Origin of the sequence: Algibacter lectus, from assembly GCF_004368925.1 — a bacterium.
GTDB classification, from domain to species: Bacteria; Bacteroidota; Bacteroidia; order Flavobacteriales; family Flavobacteriaceae; genus Algibacter; species Algibacter lectus.
In genome coordinates, this window is sequence record NZ_SORL01000010.1 from 164,006 (window position 1) to 190,423 (window position 26,418).

Annotated in this window: 27 protein-coding genes; 16 read left to right on the forward strand and 11 right to left on the reverse strand. The window is 30.8% G+C overall.

What is annotated here, in order from left to right; genetic code table 11:
• Positions 1-62 precede the first annotated feature (62 nt).
• The 14 genes from DFQ06_RS14570 to DFQ06_RS14630 all read left to right on the forward strand — a co-directional run bounded on the left by DFQ06_RS14570 (position 63) and on the right by DFQ06_RS14630 (position 14,542).
• Positions 63-371, forward strand: a complete 309-nt coding sequence (locus DFQ06_RS14570) for an RICIN domain-containing protein (RefSeq protein ID WP_133968478.1) — start codon at positions 63-65, stop codon at positions 369-371.
• A 573-nt stretch (positions 372-944) separates the two neighbouring features.
• Positions 945-2,627 (forward strand): serine hydrolase, encoded by a 1,683-nt coding sequence (locus tag DFQ06_RS14575; RefSeq protein WP_159140087.1) that lies wholly within the window; start codon positions 945-947, stop codon positions 2,625-2,627.
• Between the two features lie 93 nt (positions 2,628-2,720).
• Positions 2,721-3,458 (forward strand): hypothetical protein, encoded by a 738-nt coding sequence (locus tag DFQ06_RS14580; protein ID WP_133968482.1) that lies wholly within the window; start codon positions 2,721-2,723, stop codon positions 3,456-3,458.
• A gap of 88 nt (positions 3,459-3,546) precedes the next feature.
• A complete protein-coding gene (locus DFQ06_RS14585; protein ID WP_133968484.1) occupies positions 3,547-4,164 on the forward strand; it encodes a hypothetical protein in 618 nt (205 codons plus the stop codon).
• Between the two features lie 189 nt (positions 4,165-4,353).
• Positions 4,354-5,142 (forward strand): nucleoside deaminase, encoded by a 789-nt coding sequence (locus tag DFQ06_RS14590; protein ID WP_133968486.1) that lies wholly within the window; start codon positions 4,354-4,356, stop codon positions 5,140-5,142.
• A 194-nt stretch (positions 5,143-5,336) separates the two neighbouring features.
• A complete protein-coding gene (locus tag DFQ06_RS14595; protein ID WP_133968488.1) occupies positions 5,337-6,446 on the forward strand; it encodes an alpha/beta hydrolase family protein in 1,110 nt (369 codons plus the stop codon).
• Positions 6,447-6,485: 39 nt separating this feature from the next.
• Positions 6,486-7,550 (forward strand): hypothetical protein, encoded by a 1,065-nt coding sequence (locus DFQ06_RS14600; RefSeq protein ID WP_133968490.1) that lies wholly within the window; start codon positions 6,486-6,488, stop codon positions 7,548-7,550.
• Positions 7,551-7,671: 121 nt separating this feature from the next.
• A complete protein-coding gene (locus DFQ06_RS19615) occupies positions 7,672-7,800 on the forward strand; it encodes a hypothetical protein (protein ID WP_262709894.1) in 129 nt (42 codons plus the stop codon).
• Positions 7,801-8,171: 371 nt separating this feature from the next.
• Positions 8,172-8,648 (forward strand): hypothetical protein, encoded by a 477-nt coding sequence (locus tag DFQ06_RS14605; protein ID WP_133968492.1) that lies wholly within the window; start codon positions 8,172-8,174, stop codon positions 8,646-8,648.
• 227 nt (positions 8,649-8,875) lie between these two features.
• Positions 8,876-9,364 (forward strand): hypothetical protein, encoded by a 489-nt coding sequence (locus DFQ06_RS14610; RefSeq protein WP_133968494.1) that lies wholly within the window; start codon positions 8,876-8,878, stop codon positions 9,362-9,364.
• 12 nt (positions 9,365-9,376) lie between these two features.
• Positions 9,377-9,871, forward strand: coding sequence for a hypothetical protein (locus DFQ06_RS14615; RefSeq protein WP_133968496.1), 495 nt, complete (start codon positions 9,377-9,379; stop codon positions 9,869-9,871).
• A gap of 224 nt (positions 9,872-10,095) precedes the next feature.
• Positions 10,096-11,847 (forward strand): ATP-dependent nuclease, encoded by a 1,752-nt coding sequence (locus tag DFQ06_RS14620; protein ID WP_133968498.1) that lies wholly within the window; start codon positions 10,096-10,098, stop codon positions 11,845-11,847.
• A gap of 162 nt (positions 11,848-12,009) precedes the next feature.
• Complete coding sequence (locus tag DFQ06_RS14625) at positions 12,010-12,810, forward strand: helix-turn-helix domain-containing protein (RefSeq protein ID WP_074940446.1); 801 nt, start codon at positions 12,010-12,012, stop codon at positions 12,808-12,810.
• Between the two features lie 70 nt (positions 12,811-12,880).
• Positions 12,881-14,542, forward strand: coding sequence for a serine hydrolase domain-containing protein (locus DFQ06_RS14630; protein WP_133968500.1), 1,662 nt, complete (start codon positions 12,881-12,883; stop codon positions 14,540-14,542).
• 80 nt (positions 14,543-14,622) lie between these two features.
• Here the strand turns inward: DFQ06_RS14630 and DFQ06_RS14635 are convergent, their stop codons facing one another.
• The 6 genes from DFQ06_RS14635 to mnmE all read right to left on the reverse strand — a co-directional run bounded on the left by DFQ06_RS14635 (position 14,623) and on the right by mnmE (position 20,256).
• Positions 14,623-15,060 (reverse strand): hypothetical protein, encoded by a 438-nt coding sequence (locus DFQ06_RS14635; protein ID WP_133968502.1) that lies wholly within the window; start codon positions 15,058-15,060, stop codon positions 14,623-14,625.
• A gap of 231 nt (positions 15,061-15,291) precedes the next feature.
• Positions 15,292-15,624, reverse strand: coding sequence for a helix-turn-helix domain-containing protein (locus tag DFQ06_RS14640; RefSeq protein ID WP_042501345.1), 333 nt, complete (start codon positions 15,622-15,624; stop codon positions 15,292-15,294).
• A gap of 191 nt (positions 15,625-15,815) precedes the next feature.
• Positions 15,816-16,904, reverse strand: coding sequence for a hypothetical protein (locus DFQ06_RS14645; RefSeq protein WP_133968504.1), 1,089 nt, complete (start codon positions 16,902-16,904; stop codon positions 15,816-15,818).
• Positions 16,891-18,030, reverse strand: coding sequence for a site-specific integrase (locus DFQ06_RS14650; protein WP_133968506.1), 1,140 nt, complete (start codon positions 18,028-18,030; stop codon positions 16,891-16,893). Before DFQ06_RS14650 ends, DFQ06_RS14645 begins: the two co-directional genes overlap by 14 nt.
• Positions 18,031-18,606: a helix-turn-helix domain-containing protein gene (locus DFQ06_RS14655; RefSeq protein ID WP_133968508.1), complete on the reverse strand. Its 576-nt coding sequence runs from the start codon at positions 18,604-18,606 to the stop codon at positions 18,031-18,033. It lies immediately after the preceding gene.
• A 252-nt stretch (positions 18,607-18,858) separates the two neighbouring features.
• Positions 18,859-20,256 (reverse strand): tRNA uridine-5-carboxymethylaminomethyl(34) synthesis GTPase MnmE, encoded by a 1,398-nt coding sequence (gene mnmE, locus DFQ06_RS14660; RefSeq protein WP_042501331.1) that lies wholly within the window; start codon positions 20,254-20,256, stop codon positions 18,859-18,861.
• A 216-nt stretch (positions 20,257-20,472) separates the two neighbouring features.
• On the opposite strand from mnmE, the gene DFQ06_RS14665 reads away from it, so the two are divergent.
• Complete coding sequence (locus tag DFQ06_RS14665; protein ID WP_042501328.1) at positions 20,473-20,901, forward strand: hypothetical protein; 429 nt, start codon at positions 20,473-20,475, stop codon at positions 20,899-20,901.
• Here the strand turns inward: DFQ06_RS14665 and DFQ06_RS14670 are convergent.
• The 5 genes from DFQ06_RS14670 to DFQ06_RS14690 all read right to left on the reverse strand — a co-directional run bounded on the left by DFQ06_RS14670 (position 20,893) and on the right by DFQ06_RS14690 (position 25,653).
• Positions 20,893-21,723, reverse strand: coding sequence for a CvfB family protein (locus DFQ06_RS14670; RefSeq protein WP_042501325.1), 831 nt, complete (start codon positions 21,721-21,723; stop codon positions 20,893-20,895). The two genes, DFQ06_RS14665 and DFQ06_RS14670, sit on opposite strands and share 9 nt — an antisense overlap.
• A gap of 146 nt (positions 21,724-21,869) precedes the next feature.
• A complete protein-coding gene (locus DFQ06_RS14675) occupies positions 21,870-22,208 on the reverse strand; it encodes a DUF2853 family protein (protein ID WP_042501323.1) in 339 nt (112 codons plus the stop codon).
• An 87-nt stretch (positions 22,209-22,295) separates the two neighbouring features.
• Positions 22,296-24,056, reverse strand: a complete 1,761-nt coding sequence (menD, locus tag DFQ06_RS14680; protein WP_074940421.1) for a 2-succinyl-5-enolpyruvyl-6-hydroxy-3-cyclohexene-1-carboxylate synthase — start codon at positions 24,054-24,056, stop codon at positions 22,296-22,298.
• 50 nt (positions 24,057-24,106) lie between these two features.
• Positions 24,107-25,228, reverse strand: a complete 1,122-nt coding sequence (locus tag DFQ06_RS14685) for a chorismate-binding protein (protein WP_133968510.1) — start codon at positions 25,226-25,228, stop codon at positions 24,107-24,109.
• Between the two features lie 2 nt (positions 25,229-25,230).
• Positions 25,231-25,653, reverse strand: a complete 423-nt coding sequence (locus DFQ06_RS14690; RefSeq protein WP_074940413.1) for a PaaI family thioesterase — start codon at positions 25,651-25,653, stop codon at positions 25,231-25,233.
• A gap of 131 nt (positions 25,654-25,784) precedes the next feature.
• On the opposite strand from DFQ06_RS14690, the gene DFQ06_RS14695 reads away from it, so the two are divergent.
• Positions 25,785-26,360, forward strand: coding sequence for a GNAT family N-acetyltransferase (locus DFQ06_RS14695; RefSeq protein ID WP_042501365.1), 576 nt, complete (start codon positions 25,785-25,787; stop codon positions 26,358-26,360).
• Positions 26,361-26,418: the final 58 nt, after the last annotated feature.

Here is a 26,418-nt window from a genome sequence, read left to right on the forward strand (position 1 = left end):
ATAAGCGAATACAGAGCAGGTTTAAAAAGCATTTATACATTGCAAGTCAAAATAACTCTCCTTTGGAGGCGATTAAATCAAATGAAGACGAGCAACTATGGAAAGTTATACCTGCTGGCAATGGCTGGGTAAGAATACAAAACCTAGAAAACCCAGAATTGTATTTAAACTTCAGCGGTCATAAATTAGAAGTTGTTAAAATCTTACCTAACTGGGCAAGTGCTTTGTGGAAATTTCAACCTGGTTATGGTGAATATATTAGAATACAAAATAATTGGTATCCTGATAAATATATTCACAATGAAAATGGAAAATTAGAGGTAGGTCCAATAACAGATAATATGTGGAGTGCGATGTGGAAATTTGAATAACTAAATTATTTTATTTATAAATATTATCAAAAAATGATAATGAGCCGATTAACAAAATTAATCGGCTCATTATTAAACTATGCCTTCTTAAAACACAGTATTATTTTTACTTTAAACTAAATATATAACAGATAACCCCATTCTTACCTCCTATTTAATTTAAACGAAGCTATTGAGTATTTAGAAATTTTTCTGAATTAATAAACTCGCATTCATAATAGAATCGGAATTATGTGTTTTTTTAATAAAAAGAATAAAAAATCTTTACAGTTTATTTTTTTTATCTATATTTAAACTCCAATAAGCTATAAGCAAGCTCATTACCCTCTCTCCCTATTTATTTTCATAATTATAAGCACAAATCAATTTTAGTAATTAATGCTAAATATTGTCGATGAGTTATGTGTTTTTTACAGGCTCTTTGATTAATGTTTGGTGGTGTTACGAGAATAGAATTAACATGAACCAGCTATTATGAAAAACATTATTCTTGTATTTTTTTCGCTCTTATCAATCAATATTATAGCACAGGAAATTAACATTAGCAAATCGCTTAAAGGTTTTGATAAGTATATGTCTGATGTTTTGACTGACTGGAATGAACCAGGTGCAGGTGTTGCAATCATTCATAATGGAGAACTTGTATTCGTAAAAGGATATGGCTATAGAGATTATGGAAATAAACTTCCTGTTACAAAAAACACGCTATTTCAAATAGCCTCTAACACTAAACTTTTTACAACAATAGCTGCTGGTATGTTAGTAGAAAAAGGAATTTTAAATTGGGATAAACCTATTACAGAATCTGTTCCAGAACTTCAGTTTTACAATGATTTCTTAAACAGTAATGTTACACTTAGAGATATGTTGGGGCATAAAACCGGTATTTCTAGACATGATATGATTTGGTTTCAATCCGATTTTTCACGCAAAGAACTTTTTGAACGTATTAAATACCTAGAACCATCTATCCCCTTACGTCAAGACTTTATATACAATAATCTCATGTATACAGCCGTGGGTTATTCAATAGAACTCAGAACCGGAAAGACATGGGAAGAATATGTCAAAGAAAATATTTTCACTCCACTTGAAATGAATAACACTGTTTTTTCCATTGCCGAAATGCAAAAATCAAGTGATCATGGAATTCCTTATAATGAGATAAGAGACACTACGCTTCTATATAAAATCCCTCTTAAAGAAGATGGAGCAGGTGTAGGACCTGCAGGAGCTATTATAACAAGTTTAGATGATCTTTCTCACTGGGTAATTGCACTTATGAAAGATGGAAAGTATAAAAATAAAGAGATAATACCCGCCTCCATAATTAATGAAACCTTGAAACCAGGCATTGCGTTTAGAAATTCAGAACTAGAAGAAAAAGGCTATAAAGAAAAGCTAAATTCCACTTATGGTATGGCAAGAGAAATTGAGGTTTATAAAGGCAATGTATTAACAAAACACGGTGGGGCAATGCCAGGATTTCACTCGCAAGTAATAATACTTCCTTATGATGATATAGGAATTATAACGTTTTCAATAGGTGATCATGGGGCAAGTTTAGGCAATACAATTATAGCATATAACCTTGTTGATAGGCTTTTAGGATTGAAGCAAACAGATTGGAATGGTCGATTGTTGGCTGATCACCTTAAAAGGAAAGAAATGGGTAAAAAAGCCAGAGCTCAAGTTGGGTTTGATAATGTTAAAGGAACCTCTCCAACACATAATATTAATGACTATTTAGGCACTTATGTTAAAGAGGTCTATGGTGAGTTTATTATTGGAAAAGAAAATGACTCCCTTTATTTCAATTTTAGGAGAACAATTTTACCTCTGCAACATTATCACTACAACCGATTCGACACGCCAAATGATGAAATTCTAGGAAAATGGAGTATTAATTTTAGTGTTAGTCCACAAGGTGAAATATCTACGGCCGTGATTTCAATTGATGAAGGCCAAGTTACATTCAATAAAAAAACAGATGAATCTTTATCGAGCCCAGAAATATTAAATCTATACACCGGGACATATGAATATGCAGGTTCCGAGTTTGAAATAAAAATAAAAGATAATAAGCTAACCATGCTAGGAACTACAGACGAAGTACTTATCCCTTATAAAAAACACATATTTAAAGTGGAAAAATTCGACGATATGCAAATTGAATTCACAGAAAAAAACAATAAAATTTCTGGCATGAAATATAAGGCACCATCTGGAATATTTGAGTGTAAGAAGATAAAATAGCTTTAATAATATCATGAAAAATAGTATTAACCATAAATAGATATATAGTCAACACTAACTATATACAATGTTGTAAGCAATTTAAACCAACCAATGAAAAAATTAATTACCATATCATTTTTATTCCTCTTTTTTATTCTGCTCACAAGTTGTGGTTGTGCTGATTATTTCACTGAAAAAAGAACATTTTTAAAAAGTAGTTTTTGCTTTGACAAAAAAATTATCAAAGAAAATATTAATAAAAGCTATCTAATCAGAGAATTAAAAAAATCAATTGAAGATGATATAAATTTAATTACAGCTTCAAATGAACAAAAAGCACCCATTCCAAAATCAGAATTAGCAAATAAGCTTAATACTCTTTTAAATACAAATTATGATAATGATATTTTAAAACAATGGGGGAATTTATATTTGGTAAAGAACTATTTCTCAAGGGAATCCTCAAAATTTAGTTTGAATTCCGAAATACTACAAAAAGAGTTCGAAAAAGCAGAGGAATTTGTTTATAGAAAAATGATTAGGTACAAATATATTACTGAAATTAAAGAACCAATAATTATAACTGACGAAATAAAATTTGTTAATAATAAAAACTCTTATCAAGAATTAATTATTGATATTTCCAATTTCAAAAAACAAGATTTAGTTTATCAGATTGTGAATAAAACCAAAAATGGTAAAATAAAAATTGAAAATGACACGATTTTAAAATTTAAAGTTAATAAGGGATATATTGGAAATGATGATTTTAAAATCAAAATATGTAGTCAAAATTTTCTTTGTACATCAAAAAAAATTAATCTCATAATTTCTTCTTCCGAGGAATAAGAAACAATAATTTTTATAAACTGTATTAAATAAGCTAAATTTATTACGAGACTTGTAAAAAATTTAACCATCCATAAATCACTAAAATATGAAAACAATTACCAAATTTTTAATTTTACTAATCGTAGTTATGCTTTACAGCTGTAATTCGATGAAAAGCATTGCGAAAATTGAAAGACAAAGTCTTTTTAAAAATGAAAAAACGAAAGCACTTGAACCAACACTATTTACCGCACATACTGACGCAACACAAAGAATAAGTATTATAATGGCAGATGGAAATGGGAAGTTCATAACCTTTTCAGAAAACCCACCAGATGCAGCTCTAGAATCTGCTATGACTGTATTTGCCAAAGCAACTGTAGACGGAAAAACCGCAGGGAAAGTTGATGCTCAAACAAAAGTTGAATTTGCCAAATCAATAGCTGAACTAGGGAAAAGAAGTGAGGCTATAAATTTTCAAAGAGACGGAATGTTCAGACTATCTGAATTGTTTAATAATGGAGCATTAACTAAAGCCGAATTAGCTATTCTAATAGATAGCTTACAAAAGCGAACAGTAAAAATTGTGGAATTGAACGTGAAAAATGAGTTGGAAACCACTAAACTAAAACGACTTCAAGAAATAAATTCAATTCTTAAGCAAGCAGATTCTACAAGCGCAAAACCGACTTCAAAGGAATTGATTAAGCTACTAAATGAATAAAAACTGCTTACAACAATGTATATAAAAAATAGCCGAAACAGTACTAAAACCAAGAGCTTAAGTTCATATCAAGCTTTGTGCTTAACCGAAATTTTTGTGCTTCTAAATCGCCTACTTTTCATATACTAAACGTTGGGAATAATTTGGGTAATTAATTATCATCTATAAAACTTAATAAATAAATTTCTAATGAAAAAAACATATTTCTTAATTAGCATTTTTATTTTGTCAATATGCTTTTTTTCATGTGCAATAAAACAGCCTAATTCTAAATTAAATATTGAAAAATGTGAATGCACTCTTGATTCGGCTTCTGTTGATTCGGTTTCATTGGAACAACAAGAACTTGACCATTTTTATTCCTTAATGGCATATGCAGTAGTTCATAAAGATTGGCAAATTAATGCTCTTGAAGGTAGAGGATATAACATTGGTGCTGTGTTAGTGGATAGTGCTAAATATGTTGTTAACTGGGCGCGAAATTCAGTAAATATTAAAATGAATGGAACGCAACATGGAGAAATACGAGTGATACAATCCTATTTAGATAGTGTTCAATCATTTTCTTTAAAAGGCTTTTCAATATATACATCATTAGAACCATGTGCAATGTGTTCTGGCATGATGAAATTGACTAATGTGTATAGAACCGTTTATGGTCAAACAGATCCCGCCTACGGAAAGGCATTGGAAAGACTCCAATTAGAATCACGCTCATGTTGCAGAAGTGGTTATTCCCCATATCCACGACCTGTAATTTCAGATAAATCACCTGACCCTATATCAGTAGAAATAGACTCAGCATATGCAAATTACAAAGGAAAATATATAGTTGATTTTTTAACAACACCAGAAGCTGAAAAATTATTTCAGAAAGCATCAAAAATGTTTCAACAATATAAAATAGCTAAATATGTAGAAAATCAAAAGTATATTGATAGTGCTCATAAATTCTATAATTTAGTTGGTCCCTCCTAATTAAATAGCAAATAAAAAACTATCGCCAACATCGCGTAAAAAACATTGCTTGTTTTAGTTCAATCGTTTGGTCGTTGCTTTTTTTGCCAGCTTCTGGTTTTCCTTCGGAAAATCCTCGCATACAAACCCGCAACTATTCTTATATAATCACGTTACCGGCTATAAAAAGAAACCATCGTACAAATCAAGAACATATGAAAATAGTAAAGAAAATATTAAAATGGTTTTTAATTTTACTGGGAGCAATTGTTGCTTTTATTTTAGTTGCTTTATTAGTAATCCGAATCGATAGTTCTGGAAACGAAGAACCTTTTTTAGACGAAAAGGGTAATGTGCTTCCGAATAGTATTGCTATGCACGAGGATATGACCATAAATGGAGTACCTCAAAGAATCACCATAAGAGGAAAAGACAAAAATAATCCCGTACTACTAATAGTTCATGGAGGTCCGGGCGCACCAATTTTACCTATAATTTACAAACTCTCAGGAATTGATTTGGAAGATATATTTACGGTTTGTTATTGGGAACAAAGAGGCTCTGGACTTGCTTATAACGATAGTATACCTGATTCGTCCATTACCCTAGCCCATATAGTAGATGATGGTTTAGAACTATCAAATCACTTAAAAAAGACTTTCAAAAAAGATAAAATTTACATCGAAGGTTTATCCTGGGGAACAGCGGTAGCAGCTTATATGGTTCAAAAACAGCCTGAATTATATCACGCCTATATTGGTAGTGGTCTAATGGCGAATCTATCACTTTCAGAAGAGTTATCTTATGAATTTGCAATGTCAGAATCACAAAAACATAATGATACCATTTCAATCAATCAACTAAAACAAATTGGAAGACCACCTTATGTTAGAAACTCAAAAAATTCAGTAACCGAAGCCTTTGAAATAGAACGACAGATTGTAATGAAGTATGCACCGATAAAATTAGATCCCGATTTTAATTTTATTAAAAGTATGTTTTTAGATAATGGGTTAACGTTTAAGGAAAAATTTACTGATATGATAAATAGTCCTGAATCCTACTATCCTGCAGCTAAGATTTTAGAATCTACTGCTATCGATATGAATCTAATGCGTGATATACCGGAATTGAAAGTACCCGTTTATATATTACAAGGAGACAATGACCATTTTACCGAAACGTCTGTAGCAAAGGCGTATTTTGATTCACTTATTGCGCCATCTAAAAAATGGTTTTTATTTGAAAATGGAACACACGGAGTACAGGTTGAATTTCCAGAAAAATACCGTTCAATATACATCAATGAAATACTGGGAAAATAATTTGACTATTTCCCATAAAAAAAATAAATAACAAACCCTATGAAAAATATAATATGTGCAATCTTCATTTTCACATCTGCATTATGTAATGCTCAAAACTACTCGTTTGTTCCAGATAGTTTGCGCCTAATATCTTATGAGGAATTAATGAAAAATCCACCGTCTAATGTCGGATTGGTATATTATGAAAACGGAACACCTACAACATTTAATGAGGTTATTCCATTAGTGATGCAGAAAAAATTGACACCTCAAATGTTTGTTGACAAGGATGGAAATCATAAGATACTTGTAGTTGTTAAAGCAGAAGTAAAAACAGAAAACATATCCATAGCCTATAAAGGCATACCAGAAAAGTTGAAGAAATTAGGATATTCGTTTGGAAACTCAAAAAGTGATACAATAGTACTTATTACACAAGGAGGTCCTTTCCCTAAATTGTTTACGGATGAAGTGAAAGCTATTTTTAAAGATAATGGAGGAATTGATGAAAATAAATACTTCATTATAAATAGTCATCAAGCACAGACTATAGAACCTCAAATGATGCTTGAGAAAGAAATATCGTTTGAACAAGCCAAAATGTTGGGAATAAAAACTTCCGAAATGTTAAATGAGCTTGTTAGTTATTTTAAGTCTGAAAATAAAAAAGTTTTTATTGTGGGCATTTCGTATGGTTGTTTTGCAGGGCAAGACTATATTTCCAAGTTTGGTAATATTGCAGACGGATATTTACTAATGGTAGGCAGGTTAGATATTGCGGAAGACGTTTGGAGGGCATATTCTGAAGGGATTGACGCTGCTTTCGAAGAAGACGCTGTTAGTACAAAAGTGGAACAAAAAGCTGAGGATTTAATGATGATTAATTCACACAAGATTGCTGCTGCTTATGGTTATAAGCGATATTCCGAATTGTTGAAAAATACCGACCTATCCAATCTTATTTATTATCATGCCTTGAAGGATTCAAATGTTGGGAAACTAACTACAGACGAAATTGATTTCCTTAAGACTAAAGGTGCTAATGTAGTTGCATTTGATGATGTGCATACAGCTTGGAGGAAACATTTAAAGGAAGCTTTGGAATTGCTATTAGCAAAATAACTATAATCAACGTTACTCTTTACAACAATTTATATTGTTCATAGCTTCCTATTGATAGTTACGACACTATATACTAATCCTAAACAATCAATATATTGCCCCCTAAATAAAGCTATATAACATGAAAACAGCACTCTTTATAATAACACTTATTTCCATTGGAGTTAATAACATTAATGCTCAAGACCCTGATGCCGAAAACAACTCTAACAACGAAAAATTAGCATCAAAAATTTGTTCATTAGGATAAGACACTGTATTGAAGGAAAAGGAAATTATTAAGTTTACCTTCAATACAAATATCAAAAGTTTCAATTGAATAAATAAAGCGTTCCAACCTCCCCTATCTCTAACAACAAATTAAATCTTTTTTCTAATTATTTACTCAAATTACGGTTTTCCGTAAAATTTATTAATTGGGAGTTAATACATTAGCTTCTGATTATGATAAATACGCAGAAGTACTTATTTATTTTTTTAGTAGGAATAACTAACTTCGGCATATGATGTTTAGAATATTCTGTGATGAAAAATAAAGCATATCCAGATGTATTAGGACTAAATATATTGTTAAAGTAATCATATAAATAAGTTGTACGCAAGCTGAAAAACTCACTCAAATTGATAAAAAAAGTATTGATTGGAATAATAGGATTTATTCTTGGAATAAGTTTCGGATTCTATTTTGAAGGTTTTTTTCGAGAAATAATTCAAGATATTTTTCGATTTACTACTTCCGACAAAATTCAGTTTGTGGGAAAAAATATTTCCATCTTTTCGGACAGAACATTCGAATATATACTCGGATTTGCTTTAATGACTTTTTTATTGGCAAACATAGAACTTAAAAAAAAGCAGATTTTGAAAAATGTTATACTTTGCCTACTGATTTTTGGAATCTCTATTTTCCTAATTTCAGCAATTAATGCAAATTTAAAAGTAGTACAATGTACGGCTTGTGACAACGGAATTGTCAAAATTCATTGGAACAATATAAATTTTGGACTTACAATTGGATTAAGTGCAATCTTTTCAGTAGTTCCAAATATTATAGTATTAATAAATAAAATAAAAGCCAGCGTACAACACAGTATATAAAAAATTGCTATTTTGTGCTTAACCAATGGGAGTTGCTTTGTTTGCTAGCTTCTGATTTTCCTTCGGAAAATCCTCGCACACAAACACGCAACATTTCATATACATAACCGTTGTGCTTCATTATGACCAACATCAAGATTAAATTTAAAACACATCAATTTAAAGGGAATTAAAAAACTGGATACAATTATATAATTGGAAACTAAAAAATCAATATTTTACTAAATATGAAAACAAAAATAAAATTTATCGTACTCCTTTTATTTCTTGCTATCACATCATTTTGCAATGCTCAAGATGCAACTGAAAAAGAAACAATAGATTGGATATTTAAGTATGGAACAGAGCTATTTAAAGATGGTTACAACTTAGTATATACTTATGAAAATGATAAAATGTATATTCATTATAGTAGCAGAGATGACGGTCAATTAAAATCTTACACTTTTGAATGGGAAGATTTAAAAAGTGTAACAGCAATGAAAGGTGAAAATTCAGTTTTAATATTTTGGTTTAAAACGAAATTAAATGGGTATTTGAGTAGCGATATTTCTTCAAATAAAGAAGATAGTAGTCAAAGTCAGGAACTTAATTTTCGTTTTAAATCTGATGAAAAACTATTGAGGTTTTATAAATCAATAAATCATTTATGTAAAGTCAAACAACTAACAGAAGTTAAATTTAACGAAGACTTTACAATCAAAAATAAATTTTAAAAACAATACATAATGAAAAATATAATAATAATAATAATAGCAACAACACTTTTTATTTCTAACGGTTATTCTCAATCTAAAGGAGAAACAGGAACATCTATGTTTCCTTGGGATATTAGCAAAAAAGAGGTAACCGCATTTTATGGTATGAAAGTTTATGATAATGACGGAAAAAAAATTCTCTTTATAACTGATGCTTTTAAATTATGTGAAGAAACAGATAAATATGATGCTCTAAAATTTGAAGAAAATCTTCAATCATATATAGAAGCTAACTATGTGAAACAAATAAAAGGTGCTAACAAATACGTTAATTATGGAGGTTTAAGTGGTTTTACACATATTTGTTATTTCTTTAAAGATGAAGGCGAGTCTCAAAACGATAATTATCAAGAAGCCAGAGAAGCTAAAACAAAAGCAGTTAGCACAATCGTTATGAATAATGAAGACTTTCTAATTATACAAATAAAAAAAGAAGATTTCGATTTTTATCAAAATTGTGAATAACTAACGAAAGCACAACAATGTATAAAAAACAAAGGGCAGTTTAGGCTTACCATAAGGTCTGTGTTTATTTAGAAAGTCCGCCAAATATAAAATTTGGCGTTTTCAGTAGAAAAGATAAAAGCAAAATATTTATATTTAGCTAAGTAAAAGACCGAAACGAAAGTGCTTATCTCCAGCCCTACGATTTCTTATACTTAACCGTTGTGCGTCATTAAAAAAAACCTATGTCAGAAATAAGACTTCGAAAAATAAAAGTTAAAAACTATCGCTCATTTGGAGAAGAACAAAATTTTGACTTTCCTGACAAAGAATACAAAAAACCAATTTCAATAATTGGGTACAACAATTCAGGAAAAACGAATTTAATGAACGCAATACTTTATGGTATCGGAGAACAATTTGTAAGTGCAAATACATTTGAGAAAACCGACTTGCATAATCTTGATATAGAAAAACAAATTGAAATAAAAACAAGAATAGAAGCTAGTAATTATTCTGTTTGGTCTGACTATCATCATCGAAATGTGGAAAAAACGATTGCAGGAGTTCATACAATCAAAACAACATATGAGGACAACGAATTAAATGCAAAAGCAGAACCTTCTTTTTTTGGTGCGAATAAACATTACAATATTTTTTACATTAATTTCCACAATATCAAGGAGGAAATTTCAACTAAAAAAACAAGTTGGGGAAATTTAACTTCATTTTTAGCAAAACATATTAAATCAATTGTTGACAACGATGCTGTAATGACAGCTAAAAAAGAAGCATTTAAAACCAGCACTAGAGAAGCAACAGAAGAAGTTTTAAATAACTCACAATTAAGTAGTTTTATTGCTAAAATAAAAGAAAATTATTCTCAGAACCTAAGAAATAATAATTGTGAAGTAGAATTTGGTCTACCCGATTATGAAGATATTTTTCTTCAAATGGTATTTAAAATTGGTCTTAATGGAAATATCGATAATTTAATACCAATAGAACACTTTGGAGATGGATATATCTCAATGTTTGTGATGGCTGTAATTCAAGCAATCGCAGAAAGTAATGTGGATGATAAATGTTTGTTTCTTTTTGAAGAACCAGAAAGCTTTCTTCACGAAAACCATCAAGAATATTTTTATAAAATGGTTCTATGCACATTAGCAGAAAAAGGACATCAAGTAATTTATACTACACATTCTGACCGAATGATTGATTTATTCGACACAAAAAGTATAATAAGAATAGATTTTGACGAACAAGAAAAAAGAACATTAAAAAAATATAATAACATAAACGATTTTAATTCTGAAAATGAAGAAATTATATCAATCGTAAATTTCAATAGTTTTATAAAATCTGTAGAACCAAACATTAATAAAACATTATTCAGTAGAAAAGTTTTATTGGTTGAGGGTCCAAACGATTTATTAGCATACAATTTTGCCATAGAGAAAAAAATCAATGATATAAAAGATGATATTAAGTTTTCTAAAACTTACCTCAATTTCAAAAATATTACAATAGTTGTTCATCACGGAAAAGCAACTGCATTATTACTAATTGAATTGTGTAAACATTTTGGAATTGACTATTATGCTATAAACGATTGGGACTTTAACTTAGATTTTATAAATGCATTAGCAGTTATTAATACAGAAGCAGAACTAAAAGAATCTCAATTATATTTAACTGAAAATGGAGAAAATAGGTCTGCTACAAGAAAAGGAATGGTAACAACTAATTGGAAATTAATCAAAACAGCTAATATTGATAAAATACATTTTAATATTCCAAAACTAGAAGATGTATTAGGGTATGAACCAATAGATAAAAGTAGTTTAGGTATTTGGAAAAGACTAAATGAAATTCCTGAATTTAACAATTTGTTTTTTCCTGAGAGTTTAACTAACTTTCTTGAAATTAATGAATTGGCAGAAAATAATATTCCTGATATACCAGATGAACAAGCGAATGATTTACCTTTCTAAAATAACGAACGCACAACACCGTATATAATTTATTGCTGGCTTCTCACCTACTTACGAAAGTCCTCGCGGACTTTCTTGGTCGGTAATTATTTACTAAATTGGTTGCTTGAAACACGCAACAAACCATATACAAACACGTTGGCAACAAGCTGAAGAAACAGAATGAATAAACTAAAAAAAGGAGAGTTTTACGGAACACATTACCAAAAATCAGCTTTTGAAAATCTAATAATTACCGATACAGAATATACACACAGTAAAGTTGATTGGCATTATCACGAAAATCCATATTTTACTTATTTACTTCAAGGGAAGTTATTCGAATCTAACAAAAAAGAATCCTACTATTTAGAGCCAGGAAACCTACTATTTCATAATTGGCAAGACTCACATTATAATATAAAACCACCTGAATTTACAAGAGGTTTTCACATTGAATTGAATAAGAATTGGTTTTCAAACTTTGATATTCAGATAACAAATTTTGAAGGAAGCATCAATTTAAAGAATCCTATAATAAAGAACTTGATGAACCATATATTTGTTGAAACTAAAATTAACGACCAGTATTCAAATTTAAGTATTGAAAGTGATTTGATTGAAATTTTCAACACAATTAAGGAAAGTAAAGAAAGAAATTTAAGAAAACCAGATTGGGCAAATAAACTAAAAGAATTGTTGAATGAGGAAAAAATAGACTATTCTCTAAACAGCTTAAGTTCAAAGTTAGAAATACACCCTGTTCATTTGTCCAGAGAATTTAACCGCTATTTTGGAACAAGTCTAGGTAATTATGTTCGATTAATAAAACTGAATAAAGCCTTTTGTTTACTTACTTCAAACAAGTTTTCAATGACTGAAATTTGTTATCTATGTGATTTTTATGACCAAAGTCATTTCATCTCAAATTTTAAGAAAATCTATCATACAACACCAACAAAAATTTTAAAGAATATTTCCTGATGTTAATTATATACAATTTTGGGAAATGGAATAATTTCACCTTTGTAATTCATCAAAAATCAATCAAAAAATGAAAACACAAAGTATTTCACTTCTCTTATTTATATTTCTTACAATTAGTCTTTTCGGTCAAGATATGGGAGAATACACGAGTGGCTGGGAAGGAAAAATAGACGGTTCGAAAGTATTCAACTTAAAGGTGGAAATAGAAAGTTTTGGACTAGAAAAAGCTAGATTAAAAATTTCTAATAGTAAAAGCATTATTGACTATCCATTTGATTCAAGAAGTACTTCAATATTAAAAGTGCCTTTTGCAGAAAATTATTCTTTTGAAGGCGTACTTTCTGAAAATGGAAAAGAAATTAATGGGTTTATCAAATCTGGAATGCTTCTTTATCACTTAAAACTTACTCAATCAAAGAATAGTACTTTTATAGGGGCTTGGAACTTACTTATGATAGATGAGCTAAAATCACTTAACTTCTATTTGAGTGTTGAAAATGGAGAAGGCGATGATTATCAAGCTTACCCAATTCTTGGAGACAATAGATTTACAGGAACTTGGTGCGACAATTTTCAAAAAGAAAAAGATTTGATTTCGTTTACTGATTTCAAAACTGGATTGCAGTTTAAAGGAAAGCTAGAAAAGAATAAGATTCAATTAAGTATCCTCTTAGGAAACCATTTGCTAACAGAAATAGAACTAAAAAATTCTATAACCGATTGGAAAATTGGTGGTTTTATAAATGACAACAAAAATTCTATTTTAAAACTTACCGAAATGGAACACCTTATTTCAAAGGATTCATTTCCTAATACACATTCTGTTGTAATTTCAAAAAAAGGGAAAATTGAATATGAAAATTATTTTGATGGTTACAACTCAAATATTCCACACGATATGAAATCTGCTTCAAAAAGTATTTCATCTGCAATAGTTGGAATAGCAAAAGACAAATTGTTATTTAATAGTGTTAAGCAATCTATTTTTGATTTTCTGCCTGAAAAATATCAAACTCGTAAAGACAGTCTAAAAACAAAAATCGATATTCAGAGTCTTTTAACAATGAGTTCTGGTATAGATGCTATAGATTATGGTATCAATGCAAATCCAAAATCTTCTGCAACAGAAAACAATTACCAAAGAACACCTGATTGGATTGAAGCAATTCTAAAAGCTCCAATGATTCATAAGCCAAACACTAATGCTAATTATGGCTCAGCAAACCCAGCTTTGTTAGGGGTTGCTATGGATTCTGTCGTTTCAGAACCTTTGGAATTATTTATTGATAAGTTTTTATTTCAGAAATTGAAAATTTCAAATTACATTATTCAAACAGACTTAAGAGATAAGCCATATTTTGGAGGTGGAATGTACCTTACTCCAAAAGATATGTTGAAATTTGGAGAACTCTATCTGAATAAAGGAAAATGGCAATCAAAACGCATTATTTCTAAAAAATGGGTTAAAAAATCATTTAAAAACTATCGTAATTTAGAAAATGTAACAGATAAAAATGGTTATGGATATTTATGGTGGCATAATACTTATCAAATTAATGGAAAAAATATAAAATCTATTGAGGCAAGAGGAAATGGAGGACAATATATTTTTGTAATTCCTTGTTTACAAACAGTTGTTGTTATTACATCCGGAAATTATAGAAACGGAAAAACGCAACAACCAGAAGAGATTTTTGAAAAACACATTTTACCCTACCTTGAAAATTGAAAAAAACCAGTTGCAAACGCAGTATAAAATTAATTGCGGTTTAGTGCTTAATCAAAGGTCGTTGTGCGTGATAACATAAATTACTTAATAGATGCTTTACCTCCATATTTAAGCTCAAACATTAAACGTTTAATTTGTTTTATCTCTTCATTTAAAAGTAAAATATCATTTTTAGTTGCTGGTAAGGTATTAGGCATAAATGCCTTTTTTAATCCATAACTAATAGAATCTGCAGCTACAGTGCCAATCATTGTATTTTTAACAGAGTCTAAATTCACACCACTTATTTTTTTCTCAATGGCTGCTAATTTCTCTTCAAGAACAACAGAATTATTAAGAGCATTTTTATCTGGTACTTTTAGCCCAGTTTCTTCTTTTTGATAATGACCTGACACATATTTATAATTATTTCGTTTATAGCTCGCTTTCGTTTTACAACTATTTGTGCAATACACATGGTTACTTCTTCTTGCTTCAAATTGCTCATAGCAATGTTTGCAGTTTTTTATCTTTTTCATAGGTTTTTGTGTGGTTTTTGGTGATTTAATGCGGCTAAAACGTTAAATAACATGTTATTTAACGTTTTAGCGCCTCTTTATCTTCTTAAAAAAAATCGATTTAGTTCTGTAATTTGCCTTTATTGAACAATGCATAAGTAGCTTGCATGTATTTAGATCCGTATACCACTCCAAGTCTAGAATTGCTCGAAATAGCTTAACAAAGCCACCTTGTTCTATATTTACCATATCTTAAGCTAATCTATTATTTGAAAGATATTGATCGGCTTTGTTTTCTAGAGATGACCTTGTCTCTGTTTTCCCAGATTTTATCCAGTCTAAAAGTTCTGATTTTTGGAAATAAAGACGCTTTCCTTTTTTACTATAGGGAATCGACTTTTTGTGCACCAAACCATAAAGTGTTGGCTTGGATAACTTGACTAATTTTGCAGCTTCATCAATCGTTAAAAATTCGTTTTCTTGAATACGATTTTGAGACTCGTAACTCTTTTTTAAATTGTTTGTAATACGCTCTACTAGGTTTTCTATTTCGTCCTCTGTAAGCATAAAGAATTGTTTCTTCATTTGTTCTTTGTATTATAGTTTATAATACTGCAAACTTACTCCCGAAATCAGCTTTTGTCTAGAGACTCCGGAAGACCCGCGGAAGAACTGCGGAAGAACTAAAACACTAAAAAACAATTATTTAAAAAACGAAAAACAAACAAAAACAACACAAAACAACGATAAAGATTGATAAGAAAATATCAAATTAACTAACTTATTCTTAGTTTTTGTAGGTGTTTTGTTTTCATACGCTCTAATTCTGTTATTAAAATATCTATTTTAAAAGCTTGAAGTTTTAAAATTGTAGATTCTAGAAGTTTAAGCCGCTTACTAACACCGTAATAATTTATCCCCTTCGCAACCTTACTGTAAGAAGTGTTATTTTTAGAATCTTGAGAAAAGATGCTGGTATCATCAAATGCACCAGCTAACCTCATTATCTTCATCAAATTTGCACTTGTAATATTGGTATAATCCACGTCCTCGTCTTTAACATCATTATTAATCAATTTATATAAAACATGAATGATTAAGAAACGCTCATTGTCGGTAAATTGATTTATTAGTGACTCAACATTTATCTGCTTTTCAGATTTTAAGTCATCAGTCTTAATTTCTTTATTATTATTCGGTTCTACTATTGGCTTTTTTAAAGGCTCTAAATATTGTCCATTTACAAACTCTCCAATTAAACTTTTAATCCCAATATCATATTGAGATTTATAATCATCATTTTCTAAAACCTGCAAATCATCATCGCCTTTAAAGCTTGCAACTATTTCCTGATTATTATCGAAACCTTCGCTAGACATGGACTCATACTCTAGAGAACCTTTAAAGCTGCAGTCAACAAAATCTTTTAAATAAAAATAATGATAACAGCCGTGCTTATAAATCAACTGGTAATAATCATAATAATTACCATAGTGCCTTCCAACTTCATTTAGACATTCACGTATAGCTAAGTCTTCTATAAAAGAACTATAAGGGTACTTAGATGACTTAGAAAAATTCTCTAAGGCTTCATTTTCTAATACCCAAGATATAACCTCACTTTTTTCTCCTTCATAATAAGAATATCGATCTAAAAAAACTAAATAAGACTTTACTGCATGCTCTTTTAAACGAGCTTCAAACTTTTGGTCTCGAAAATGATTCAACTGCCGAAGGATATTATTAGCCATTGAGAGAAATGGTCTATTTTTACCTTTAGCCTTTTTAAACTCATCTATAAAAATAGATTTAACAGCATAAAATGTTCTGTTATAGTGATAATTATATACGTTATGATAATCCATCTAAATCTAAATTTATGCGGTTAGCAGCTCCTACTTTATTTTTATCCATTACTTTGGTATAAATCTGCGTAGTTGAAATGTTTTTATGTCCTAATAGCTTTGAAACGGTGTAAATATCAGTCCCATTTGCTAATTGCAGTGTTGCATAACTATGCCTGAAATTATGAAAGGAGATTTTCTTATTTATACCAGCTTTCTCAATCCAATTTTTTAGAGGTCTAACTATTTGCGAGTATTTAATATCCTTGAATATAATACCTGTAGTGGATTCCTGTAACTTTAATATGCTATAAGCAGACTCCGAAATAGGATGATTATTTATATTCCCTGTTTTCTGCTCCCTAAGCTGAACATAATTTCCAAGATGTTTATCTTGGTATATTTTCTCCCAAGTTAAATTCTTTATATCAATAAATCTGAGTCCTGTTAAGGAAGAAAAAATAGCCATGTGTTTTATTTTCTCAATTTTAATATCGGTCTTCCATAATGAAGAAAGCTCAGCTTCTGTTAAATACTCCCTATGCGTTTCCTCTTCTTTAATATAGTCTGCATGTAAAGCTAAATTGGTTGTGGTTAAATTCTGCTTGTAGGCTTCTTTAAGTACATATATAAACTTTTTATAATAAGACGAAGCCGTATTTATAGCCAAACTATCTTTTTTAGTTCTTAAGTTTTTAGTTGATAATAAAAAACTTCTATACTTCTTAATATGCAAAAGTGTAATTTGATTAGTTGATAATTTATCACCTGCAAACTCTTCAAAATATTTTAGCGAAGCCTTCCAAGATAAATAATTATTACGGCTACTTTTATTGTAATAATCTTCGATAATGGTTTGATAAAAAGCTACAAAATTTAAACTAAAATTTATGTTCTCTTTAAATCCATATTCTTTATCCCTTATTTGAATTAAGCGTTTAGACCTAACAAGTTCAGCAAACTGAATTGTTTCTTTATTATGCGATTTTTCCATTTCGTTCTTTGGAACGCTATGTATTTGAAGTTTTAAAAACTCCCTTCTTGTTTCTTTTCCTGTAGCTGGATTTATAATTGCGGGGTAATAGTCTAAGTACAGACTTTTTTTACCGTTTGCTATTTCCTTATATCTTAAAGTTACATTAGCCATTTAACTCCTTTTATTTGGTGCACCATATAATTTTCGAATATCGCTTTTTAATACATAAGTAAAACGACCTTTCTTTATTTTCTCTATTCCTTTTAACTTTAAGTGTCGTTCAACCGACCTAAGAGAAATTTTATAAAACTCTGAAATTTCTCCCATAAAATAATATTTCTTTTCATCGAACTCTTTTTTCTTAACCGCTATCTTTTTATCATTCGTTTTATTAAATCCTTGTCTGCACAAATGATCTAAATCTTTTCTAGAAACTAAAACACGCCCCATTATATTGAAACTTAATAAATCTCCAGATAATATTAAACGCTTAATTGTTGACCTGCTAACATTCAATAAAATTGCACAATCCGCTACACTTAAAAACTCCTTGATTTTAACCAGTTCTAAACGCTCAGAAAAGGGATGTCTCTCCGTTATTTCACTGTTTTCAGCGAGAACTTGTCGTGTTTTCTTTGCCTTATGTTTATAGTGTTTTTGGTTACACGAATGGCTACAATACCTAGTCTTTGTAGTCTTTGCCTGGAATTTATCTCCACAATATATACATCTTTTATTTACTAACATGCGACACAATCTCCCCTTTTTTTATGGTTCTATGCGGGTCTAGAGGGTTCAGAGTGGTTCTACATGGTTCAAAAAAGACTAACACACGACACTCTTGGTGCAAACATAATAAAAAATCTAAAACGAGGTACAAATGAGGTACAAAAAACAAGGAAAAACCACCTGTTTTAACAAAATAACGAAAAATACAAAAACAAAAAAACCTTGTTTTACAAGGGTCTTCTTTGTTTTATTATGTTTTATTTTTGGTGATTACTTTCCAATACAGAAATTAGCAAAAATATTCCCCAATAAATCATCATTAGTAATTTCTCCAGTTATTTCACCAAAGTAATATAGTGCCTGACGAATATCTATCGCCATTAAATCTCCAGATAAACCAATTTCTAAACCTTCTTTTACTTTCCCTATTTCTTCAAAAGCTTTTAGAAGCGAATCGTAATGTCTGGTATTAGTAACAATAGTATCATTATTTCTCAATGCGCCTGTATTTACGAAGCTTAAAAGTTTATCCTTTAAAGCTTCGACACCCGTACCTGTTTTAGCGGAAAGCAGATGAATGTTTTCAATTTCTGCCTTAACGATATCCACTTGCTTTTCATCAAGCTTATCTACTTTATTAGCAACAATCAATAATGGTTTTAACGGATATTTATTTTTAATTTTTTCTATTTCAATTTTAAAAGATTTTAGAAAAGACGTTTCCTTAAAGTTGCTACTATCAGCAAGAAAAACAACAACTTGAGCCTGATCTATTTTCTCAAAAGTCTTTTTAATACCTATACTCTCAACAACATCGGTTGTTTCTCGAATACCAGCCGTATCAATAAAACGGAAACCAATACCTCCTATCGAAATTTCATCTTCAATGGTATCTCGTGTGGTTCCTGCAATTTCCGATACTATGGCGCGTTCTTCATTTAAAAGGGCGTTTAAAAGCGTAGATTTACCTACGTTTGGCTCTCCAACAATAGCAACCGGAATTCCATTTTTAATCACGTTACCAACCGCAAAGGAGTCTATCAATCGTTTTAATACAAATGTAATACGTTCGGTTAAATCCTTAAATTGTCCTCTATCGGCAAACTCAACATCTTCTTCTGCAAAATCGAGTTCTAATTCTATTAAGGATGCAAAATTTAAAAGTTCTTCACGCAGCTTTGCTATTTCCGAAGAAAAACCACCACGCATTTGTTGCATGGCTATTTGATGAGACGCTTCATTATCACTCGAAATTAAATCGGCCACAGCTTCTGCCTGACTTAAGTCTAATTTCCCGTTTAAAAAGGCACGTAAAGTAAACTCACCAGGCGATGCCGTGCGGCAACCTTTCCTTATAAATAATTGAATAATTTCTTGTTGAATATAATTAGATCCATGACACGATATTTCTACCACATTCTCTCCTGTATAAGAATTCGGGTTTTTAAAAACAGACACCAAAACCTCATCTATAGTGCGTTTGTTATCTATAATATGCCCTAAATGAATGGTATGCGTTTTTTGCGTTAAAAGCGACTTATCACTTTTAACAGATCTAAAAGCGCTGTCCGCCATGGTAATGGCATCTTTTCCGGATAATCGGATGATAGCAATCGCTCCTGCTCCAGAAGGTGTTGCTAATGCTACTATAGTATCGTCGTTTATCATTTGGCAAAAGTACTAAAAATGGAAATGTTTACAGATATAAGTTTATACTGAAATTAATAGCCTCGTAGGTATTAATCTTTGCGATTAAAGAGATTACACTCCAATATATTATCAATAATATAAAAAGTCGGTAAAAAAGATGTGACTTTTTAAATATATAAGTGTCTTATTGATAAGTCCCTACAACTTGACAGCTTAATTTAATCCATAGTAAACATGAAAATTATTGAATCCGAATTCTCTCAGCATATTTTAAAATCGGAGAAAATATCACTTGGTGAAATCCATTTTTTTAATCACATAGCAGTTATCGAGTTTAAAGAAGGCGTACATATAGACATCCATAATATATCGGAAATTTTCAAAAAACTAATTTCTTACTTCGGGATTTCGAGACCTTTTGGAGTTCTTGCAAATCGGGTAAACTCCTACTCTATTAACTTGTTAGACATTAACAGTTTTAAAGAAATAATGAATAACCTATGCGCTTACGGTGTTGTAAGTCATAATTCTGCAAGTGCCATGAATGCTGAAATCGAAAGCAATTTTTGCTCACGAGAAAACATACACTTCAAAAATATTAGCGATGGTGTTAACTATGTTTACAGCAGAGTAAAAACTAAAATCTCGGTATCTTTAAACTAAATAAATGCCGTCTGGCTTAATTTCTATTTGGCGTTGCTTATACAATGTACCAATAGCCTTTTTAAAGTTCTTTTTACTCATTTGAAGCTGCTCTTTAATAGCTTCTGGACTAGATTTATCGGTTAAATTAATATAGCCGCTATTATCATGTAATTCATGCATAATTTTTTCGGCATTTGGCTCTATATTTCTATAGCCAATTTGACCTAAAGCGATATCTAATTTATTACCAGGGCGTACTTTTTTAACGATACCTTTTAATCTATCGCCAATACTTAAATCTTTAAAAATTTGATCTTTGTAAATTAAACCAATATGTTTTTTATTTACAATCACGTTCATTCCAATATCCGATGGGTGAGATACAATTAAATCGACCTCATCAAACTCAGCAACCGTTAATTCGCGGTTATCTAAAAAACGCATAGTTTTACTAGAAGCTACTAAACGCTCGCTTTTTTCATCTAAATAGCAATGCACCAAGTACCAACCACCTGGTTTCATTTTAAAAGCTTGTTCCTGAAACGGACAAAACAATTCCTTCACTAAACCCCAATCTAAAAAGGCTCCATATTCGGTAACTTGGTTACAACGCAAAAGCGCAAAACCATCCTTCATAATATATGGCATATCTGTTGTAGCCACTGGGCGCTCGTCATTGTCTAAATACACAAAAACATCTAGCTTGTCGTAGATTTTAAATTCCTGCGGAACATATCTATTTGGTAACAAAACCTGGTTATCTTCATTATCAATTAAATAAGCACCATGCTCACTTTCACGAAGAATTTCTAATGTATTTACTTGTCCTAAATGTATCATGCCGCAAAGGTAATGATATTAGAAAAAAGAATCGAGATTAAAATTATTAGAAAAGAGAAATTTTTTAGAAGACAATATTTTAAATGCAAAAAGGCGCTACAAAATTGTAACGCCTTTAATATTATAGAGAGAGTTATACTGTAATACTAGTACACAGATTCTTTTCCAAAATGCTTTGCAAGTAAGTAATAAACAACCGCTCTGTACTTTGTACGGTTAGATTTCCCGTATTGTTCTATTACAGCTGCAATACCTTCGTCTAAGCTAGCATCATCAGCTAATCCTAATTTTTTAATTAAGAAGTTATTCTTTACAGTGGCTAATTCAGAAGCGTCCGAACCAGAAACCGTAGAAGAATCTGCGTTATAAATTGATGGTCCACAACCAATTGTTACTTTTTTCAAGAAATCCATATCTGGAGTTACACCACATTTATCTTTTAAATCTGCTGCGTACTTTACAATTAAATCGTCTCTTTTACTCATGTTTAGAATGTTTTTAAAAAGGGTTTATAAATTAAGTTATTAAGATAACTATTTTTTAGACACCAAATAAATTGATAAGTCACATTCTTATTTTAAATTTTTGAAATAATCTAGTAAAATTTCATCATTAATAGCTTTAGGTGTAAACACTTCCAATATTTTTGGTTGCTCACCGGCATCATAAAATGTAGCCAAAGCCCCTTTCAATTCTACCTTATCGGAAGCTTTTACGTAATCTAAACCATACATTTTCGCTAAATGTTCGGCCGTAAGATTATGTTTTGTTTCAAAATAAGTATCGAAATTTTCTGTGTTTTTATGTCCTGGTAAAATTCTAAAAATACCTCCACCCTGATTATTTACTATAATAATTCTAAAATTTTTCGGAATATAATTGTTCCAAAGTGCATTGCTATCGTATAGAAAACTTAAATCACCTGTAATAAAAACCGTTTGTTTTTCATTGGCTACAGCACTCCCAATAGCCGTACTTGTACTTCCATCAATACCGCTTGTACCGCGATTACAAAACACCTCTAAGGTTTTATTTAAATTGAATAATTGTGTGTAACGAATAGCCGAACTGTTCCCTACTTGCAAAATACTATGGTCTGGTATCGATTTTAAAATCTTATTAAACACCGTAAAATCGGAAAAAGGAAGCGTTTTTAAATACTGCTTATGCTTTACCAGTCGGTCTTGCCTTACGGCACTCCATACCGCACTATAATGACTCTTTACGTAATGGGTTACTTTGGGTAAAAACTCCGTAAAAAACTGATTTGGAGTGGCCTTAATGTGATTGTTTAAACAGAAAAACGTATCATTCGCATCTTTTTCATCAATATGCCAATGTTGTTTTGGTTTATACTTTCGTAGGAATTGTTTAATCTTTTTCGATACAATTAGGCCTCCAAAAGTAATTAATATATCTGGTTGAAGTTGCTTTTGCTCCTCTTCTGATAAAGGCGCAATTAATTGATCGATACTATTAAAGAAATGAGGATGGTGTAAATTTGAAGTGCTTTCGGTTAAAACAATAACACTATCATCTTCCGATAATTCATCCAACCATTTTTGCTCAATACTATTCGGTTGATTTACGCCAACCAAAATCATTTTTTTCGATGCCGAATTCCAATCTTCAAAACACGATTTTAAAATATGCTCTTCAATTTCAGATTCTTTAAAAGGAATTTCAATAACTTTTGGTGAAACACTCAATGCTTCAACCATATTGTAAAGCGGCTCATCAAAAGGAATATTAATATGAACAGGTCCTTTTTTTAATTTTGAAATATTTATAGCCGTATTAATCTCTTCTTCGTTAAATGTTTGAATGCCTTTTTGCAAGCCTAATAAACGTTCAAACTTATCTTCTAGATTTTTAAATATAGGGAGATCTTCATGGTTAGGCACATTCTTTTCATCTTTTAAATCGAGCTTCAAATTAGCTGAATATAAAATATGATTTTCGAATACATTTTTCTGGTTAATAGTCTGCCCATCACCAATGCCAATTAAATGTTTAGGTCTATCGGCCGATAACACAACCAACGGAATATTACTATAAAAAGCCTCAGCAACCGCAGGATAATAATTAAGTAACGCACTACCCGATGTACAAACTACAGCGGTTGGCTCTTGTGTTTTTTGAGCAATGCCTAATGCAAAAAAAGCAGCACAACGCTCATCGACAACACTGTAAGACTCAAAAAACGGGTCGTGAGTAAAACCAATAGTTAGGGGTGCATTTCTACTTCCTGGAGATAATATAATATGTTTAATTCCTTTGGCTTTACACAACTGAATAACGGTTTGCGCAAGCGGAATTTTTGGATACATCATAACATTTAAAATATATCCAAAAATAAGAATTACTGCAATAAGTTAACTGCTTATAGCACCTTTTTAATCACCAAAGATTTTGATACCGTTTCCTCCCATTCGTTTTCAGGGTTAGAACTTTCGGTAATACCGCCACCAACATAAACAATAGCTTTGTTTTCTTTAAGCTGCATACAACGTAAGTTTACGTATAGTTGTGTGCTTTTTTTGGTTGTAGCGTATGCTCTATTTTCTATATTTCGTTTTCCGGAGCGTGGTGCCGAAGTAATTTCTAAATTTAATTCACCTAAAAAACCCGTGTAAAACCCGCGGTTATAATGTTCTTTTTCTAAAATAAACTGTTTTGCAGCCTCTTTAGGTAAACCACAAACGGCTGGCGTTGGGTGTAAACTGTATAATAAATCTTTTAGGCTAATGGCATTGGGTTTTAAAACGCCCCAAATTCTAGTTTTTAGATGCAGTAAATTACCAGCCTTTACCGTTTCTATTTTCGATACATTAATATTGTCGATGGTAGTCGCTATACTATCTAAAATAAAATCGGTGACATATTGTTGCTCTTGCAACTCTTTAGCTTGCCAAGTAACATCTAAACTGCCTTTATAGTTTTGCGTACCTGCCAAAGCCATAATTGAAAAACGTTGTCCTTCAATTTTAACTAAAGTTTCGGGTGTTGCACCTAACCACAAACCAACTTTTGGATGATACCAACAATACACAAATGCCGAAGCATAGTTTTGTAATAATTTTTTAAAAATAGTAATAGGATTGTTTTCTGAAAGCGAAACAGATTCCGTTCGAGATAGCACTACTTTTTTAAACTGATTGTTCTTTATAGCCTCTACGCCACGTTCAACAAGCTTGATGTGTATTTCTTTTTGCAGCGTGTTATCAACCTTAGAACTACTTTCAATAGAATCAATAGCCGTGGATTCTGGAACCAAACTTTTTAATTTATCAGAAAGTTCCAAAGGCATTAAAACCGATTTTTCTGTGTTGTCAAAAGGAGAAAACACAAAACCTTTTTCTGTAAAATCTTCAGTACATACTAAATCGTTTGTTTCTTGCAGTAATCCATTAACAGCACTTTCATTTGGTTTTCTATAAATTACAAATGGTAACTGTGCGTTGTATTGCGTATCAATACGTTCTAAAAACTCGTTAAATGTCATCCTTATCTTTTAGGTAACGATATGGTTGACAGACGACAAACAGAAATTAAATTATCATCATCATCCGTTACTTTAATATCTAATAATTGCGTTGTTCTACCTTTATGCAAAAAAGTTGCTTTAGCATAAACAAAACCACTTTTTACGCTTTTTAAATGGTTGGCCGTAATTTCTAAACCACGCACAAAAAGTTTTTCGGTATCTACAAATACATGCGTAGCAAAACTCCCCACACTTTCGGCTAAAGCTGCGGTAGCACCACCATGCAATACACCATCGGGTTGATGCACTCTAGAATCTACAGGCATTCTGGCTGTTAAGTAATCTTCTCCAAAATCTACCATTTCAATTCTTAATGTTTCCATTAATGTATTTTTACAAGCTAAATTAGCTTTTTCTAAAACTGCTTTTTTAGATAATTCCATAAGAAATTGTATTTTTAATCGCGATTGCAAAAGTACAAAATTATAAGGGCATTTGGCTTTAGATGGCGAGAGCTTTTTATTACAACCACATCCTGATTAACACCCAATATTTTAAACGTTTCGATAATTTTATGAATACACCAACTTTAGAAAATAACCGTGTAAAACTTAGTCTTTTAACTTTAAATAATTATTCTGAAATTCTTAAAATTGGACAACAAGAAAACTTAGTACTTTATTCACCAAGTAAAATTGCAACACCAGAAGATTTAAAAAATTACACCGCAACAGCTGTTGCTGGTTACCAAAACGAAACTGTAATTCCGTTTATAATTTTCGATAAACAAACCAATGCTTACGCAGGAACAACTCGCTTTGCGCATATAGATTGGCATAATAAAGTTTTACATATTGGTTGGACCTGGATTGGCCATGAATTTCAAGGCACAGGTTTAAATATGAATATGAAATTTTTAATGCTTCAATATGCTTTTGAAGTCTTAAAGTTTGATAAAGTAGAATTCCGTGCCGATGAGCGAAACATAGCGTCCCGTAAAGCCATTGAAAAAATTGGAGGCACTCTTGAAGGGCTTCTACGAAAAGATATGCTGATGCTCGATGGTTTTAAAAGAAGTTCTTGTTGTTATGGTATTTTAAATGAAGAATGGCCAGCTATAAAAACATCTATTTTTAAAGATTTTGAATAATGATATAAACAAAAAAAACTCAGAGAGTTTCTGAGTTTTTTTTGTTCTAAATTATATT

Coding starts and splice junctions, on each gene's coding strand:
- DFQ06_RS14575 (WP_159140087.1), top strand. CDS start 945: ATGTCTGATGTTTTGACTGACTGGAATGAACCAGGTGCAGGTGTTGCA.
- DFQ06_RS14580 (WP_133968482.1), top strand. CDS start 2,721: ATGAAAAAATTAATTACCATATCATTTTTATTCCTCTTTTTTATTCTG.
- DFQ06_RS14585 (WP_133968484.1), top strand. CDS start 3,547: ATGAAAACAATTACCAAATTTTTAATTTTACTAATCGTAGTTATGCTT.
- DFQ06_RS14590 (WP_133968486.1), top strand. CDS start 4,354: ATGAAAAAAACATATTTCTTAATTAGCATTTTTATTTTGTCAATATGC.
- DFQ06_RS14595 (WP_133968488.1), top strand. CDS start 5,337: ATGAAAATAGTAAAGAAAATATTAAAATGGTTTTTAATTTTACTGGGA.
- DFQ06_RS14600 (WP_133968490.1), top strand. CDS start 6,486: ATGAAAAATATAATATGTGCAATCTTCATTTTCACATCTGCATTATGT.
- DFQ06_RS19615 (WP_262709894.1), top strand. CDS start 7,672: ATGAAAACAGCACTCTTTATAATAACACTTATTTCCATTGGAGTTAAT.
- DFQ06_RS14610 (WP_133968494.1), top strand. CDS start 8,876: ATGAAAACAAAAATAAAATTTATCGTACTCCTTTTATTTCTTGCTATC.
- DFQ06_RS14615 (WP_133968496.1), top strand. CDS start 9,377: ATGAAAAATATAATAATAATAATAATAGCAACAACACTTTTTATTTCT.
- DFQ06_RS14620 (WP_133968498.1), top strand. CDS start 10,096: ATGTCAGAAATAAGACTTCGAAAAATAAAAGTTAAAAACTATCGCTCA.
- DFQ06_RS14625 (WP_074940446.1), top strand. CDS start 12,010: ATGAATAAACTAAAAAAAGGAGAGTTTTACGGAACACATTACCAAAAA.
- DFQ06_RS14630 (WP_133968500.1), top strand. CDS start 12,881: ATGAAAACACAAAGTATTTCACTTCTCTTATTTATATTTCTTACAATT.
- DFQ06_RS14635 (WP_133968502.1), bottom strand. CDS start 15,060: ATGAAAAAGATAAAAAACTGCAAACATTGCTATGAGCAATTTGAAGCA.
- DFQ06_RS14640 (WP_042501345.1), bottom strand. CDS start 15,624: ATGAAGAAACAATTCTTTATGCTTACAGAGGACGAAATAGAAAACCTA.
- DFQ06_RS14645 (WP_133968504.1), bottom strand. CDS start 16,904: ATGGATTATCATAACGTATATAATTATCACTATAACAGAACATTTTAT.
- DFQ06_RS14650 (WP_133968506.1), bottom strand. CDS start 18,030: ATGGCTAATGTAACTTTAAGATATAAGGAAATAGCAAACGGTAAAAAA.
- DFQ06_RS14655 (WP_133968508.1), bottom strand. CDS start 18,606: ATGTTAGTAAATAAAAGATGTATATATTGTGGAGATAAATTCCAGGCA.
- mnmE (WP_042501331.1), bottom strand. CDS start 20,256: ATGATAAACGACGATACTATAGTAGCATTAGCAACACCTTCTGGAGCA.
- DFQ06_RS14665 (WP_042501328.1), top strand. CDS start 20,473: ATGAAAATTATTGAATCCGAATTCTCTCAGCATATTTTAAAATCGGAG.
- DFQ06_RS14670 (WP_042501325.1), bottom strand. CDS start 21,723: ATGATACATTTAGGACAAGTAAATACATTAGAAATTCTTCGTGAAAGT.
- DFQ06_RS14675 (WP_042501323.1), bottom strand. CDS start 22,208: ATGAGTAAAAGAGACGATTTAATTGTAAAGTACGCAGCAGATTTAAAA.
- menD (WP_074940421.1), bottom strand. CDS start 24,056: ATGATGTATCCAAAAATTCCGCTTGCGCAAACCGTTATTCAGTTGTGT.
- DFQ06_RS14685 (WP_133968510.1), bottom strand. CDS start 25,228: ATGACATTTAACGAGTTTTTAGAACGTATTGATACGCAATACAACGCA.
- DFQ06_RS14690 (WP_074940413.1), bottom strand. CDS start 25,653: ATGGAATTATCTAAAAAAGCAGTTTTAGAAAAAGCTAATTTAGCTTGT.
- DFQ06_RS14695 (WP_042501365.1), top strand. CDS start 25,785: ATGAATACACCAACTTTAGAAAATAACCGTGTAAAACTTAGTCTTTTA.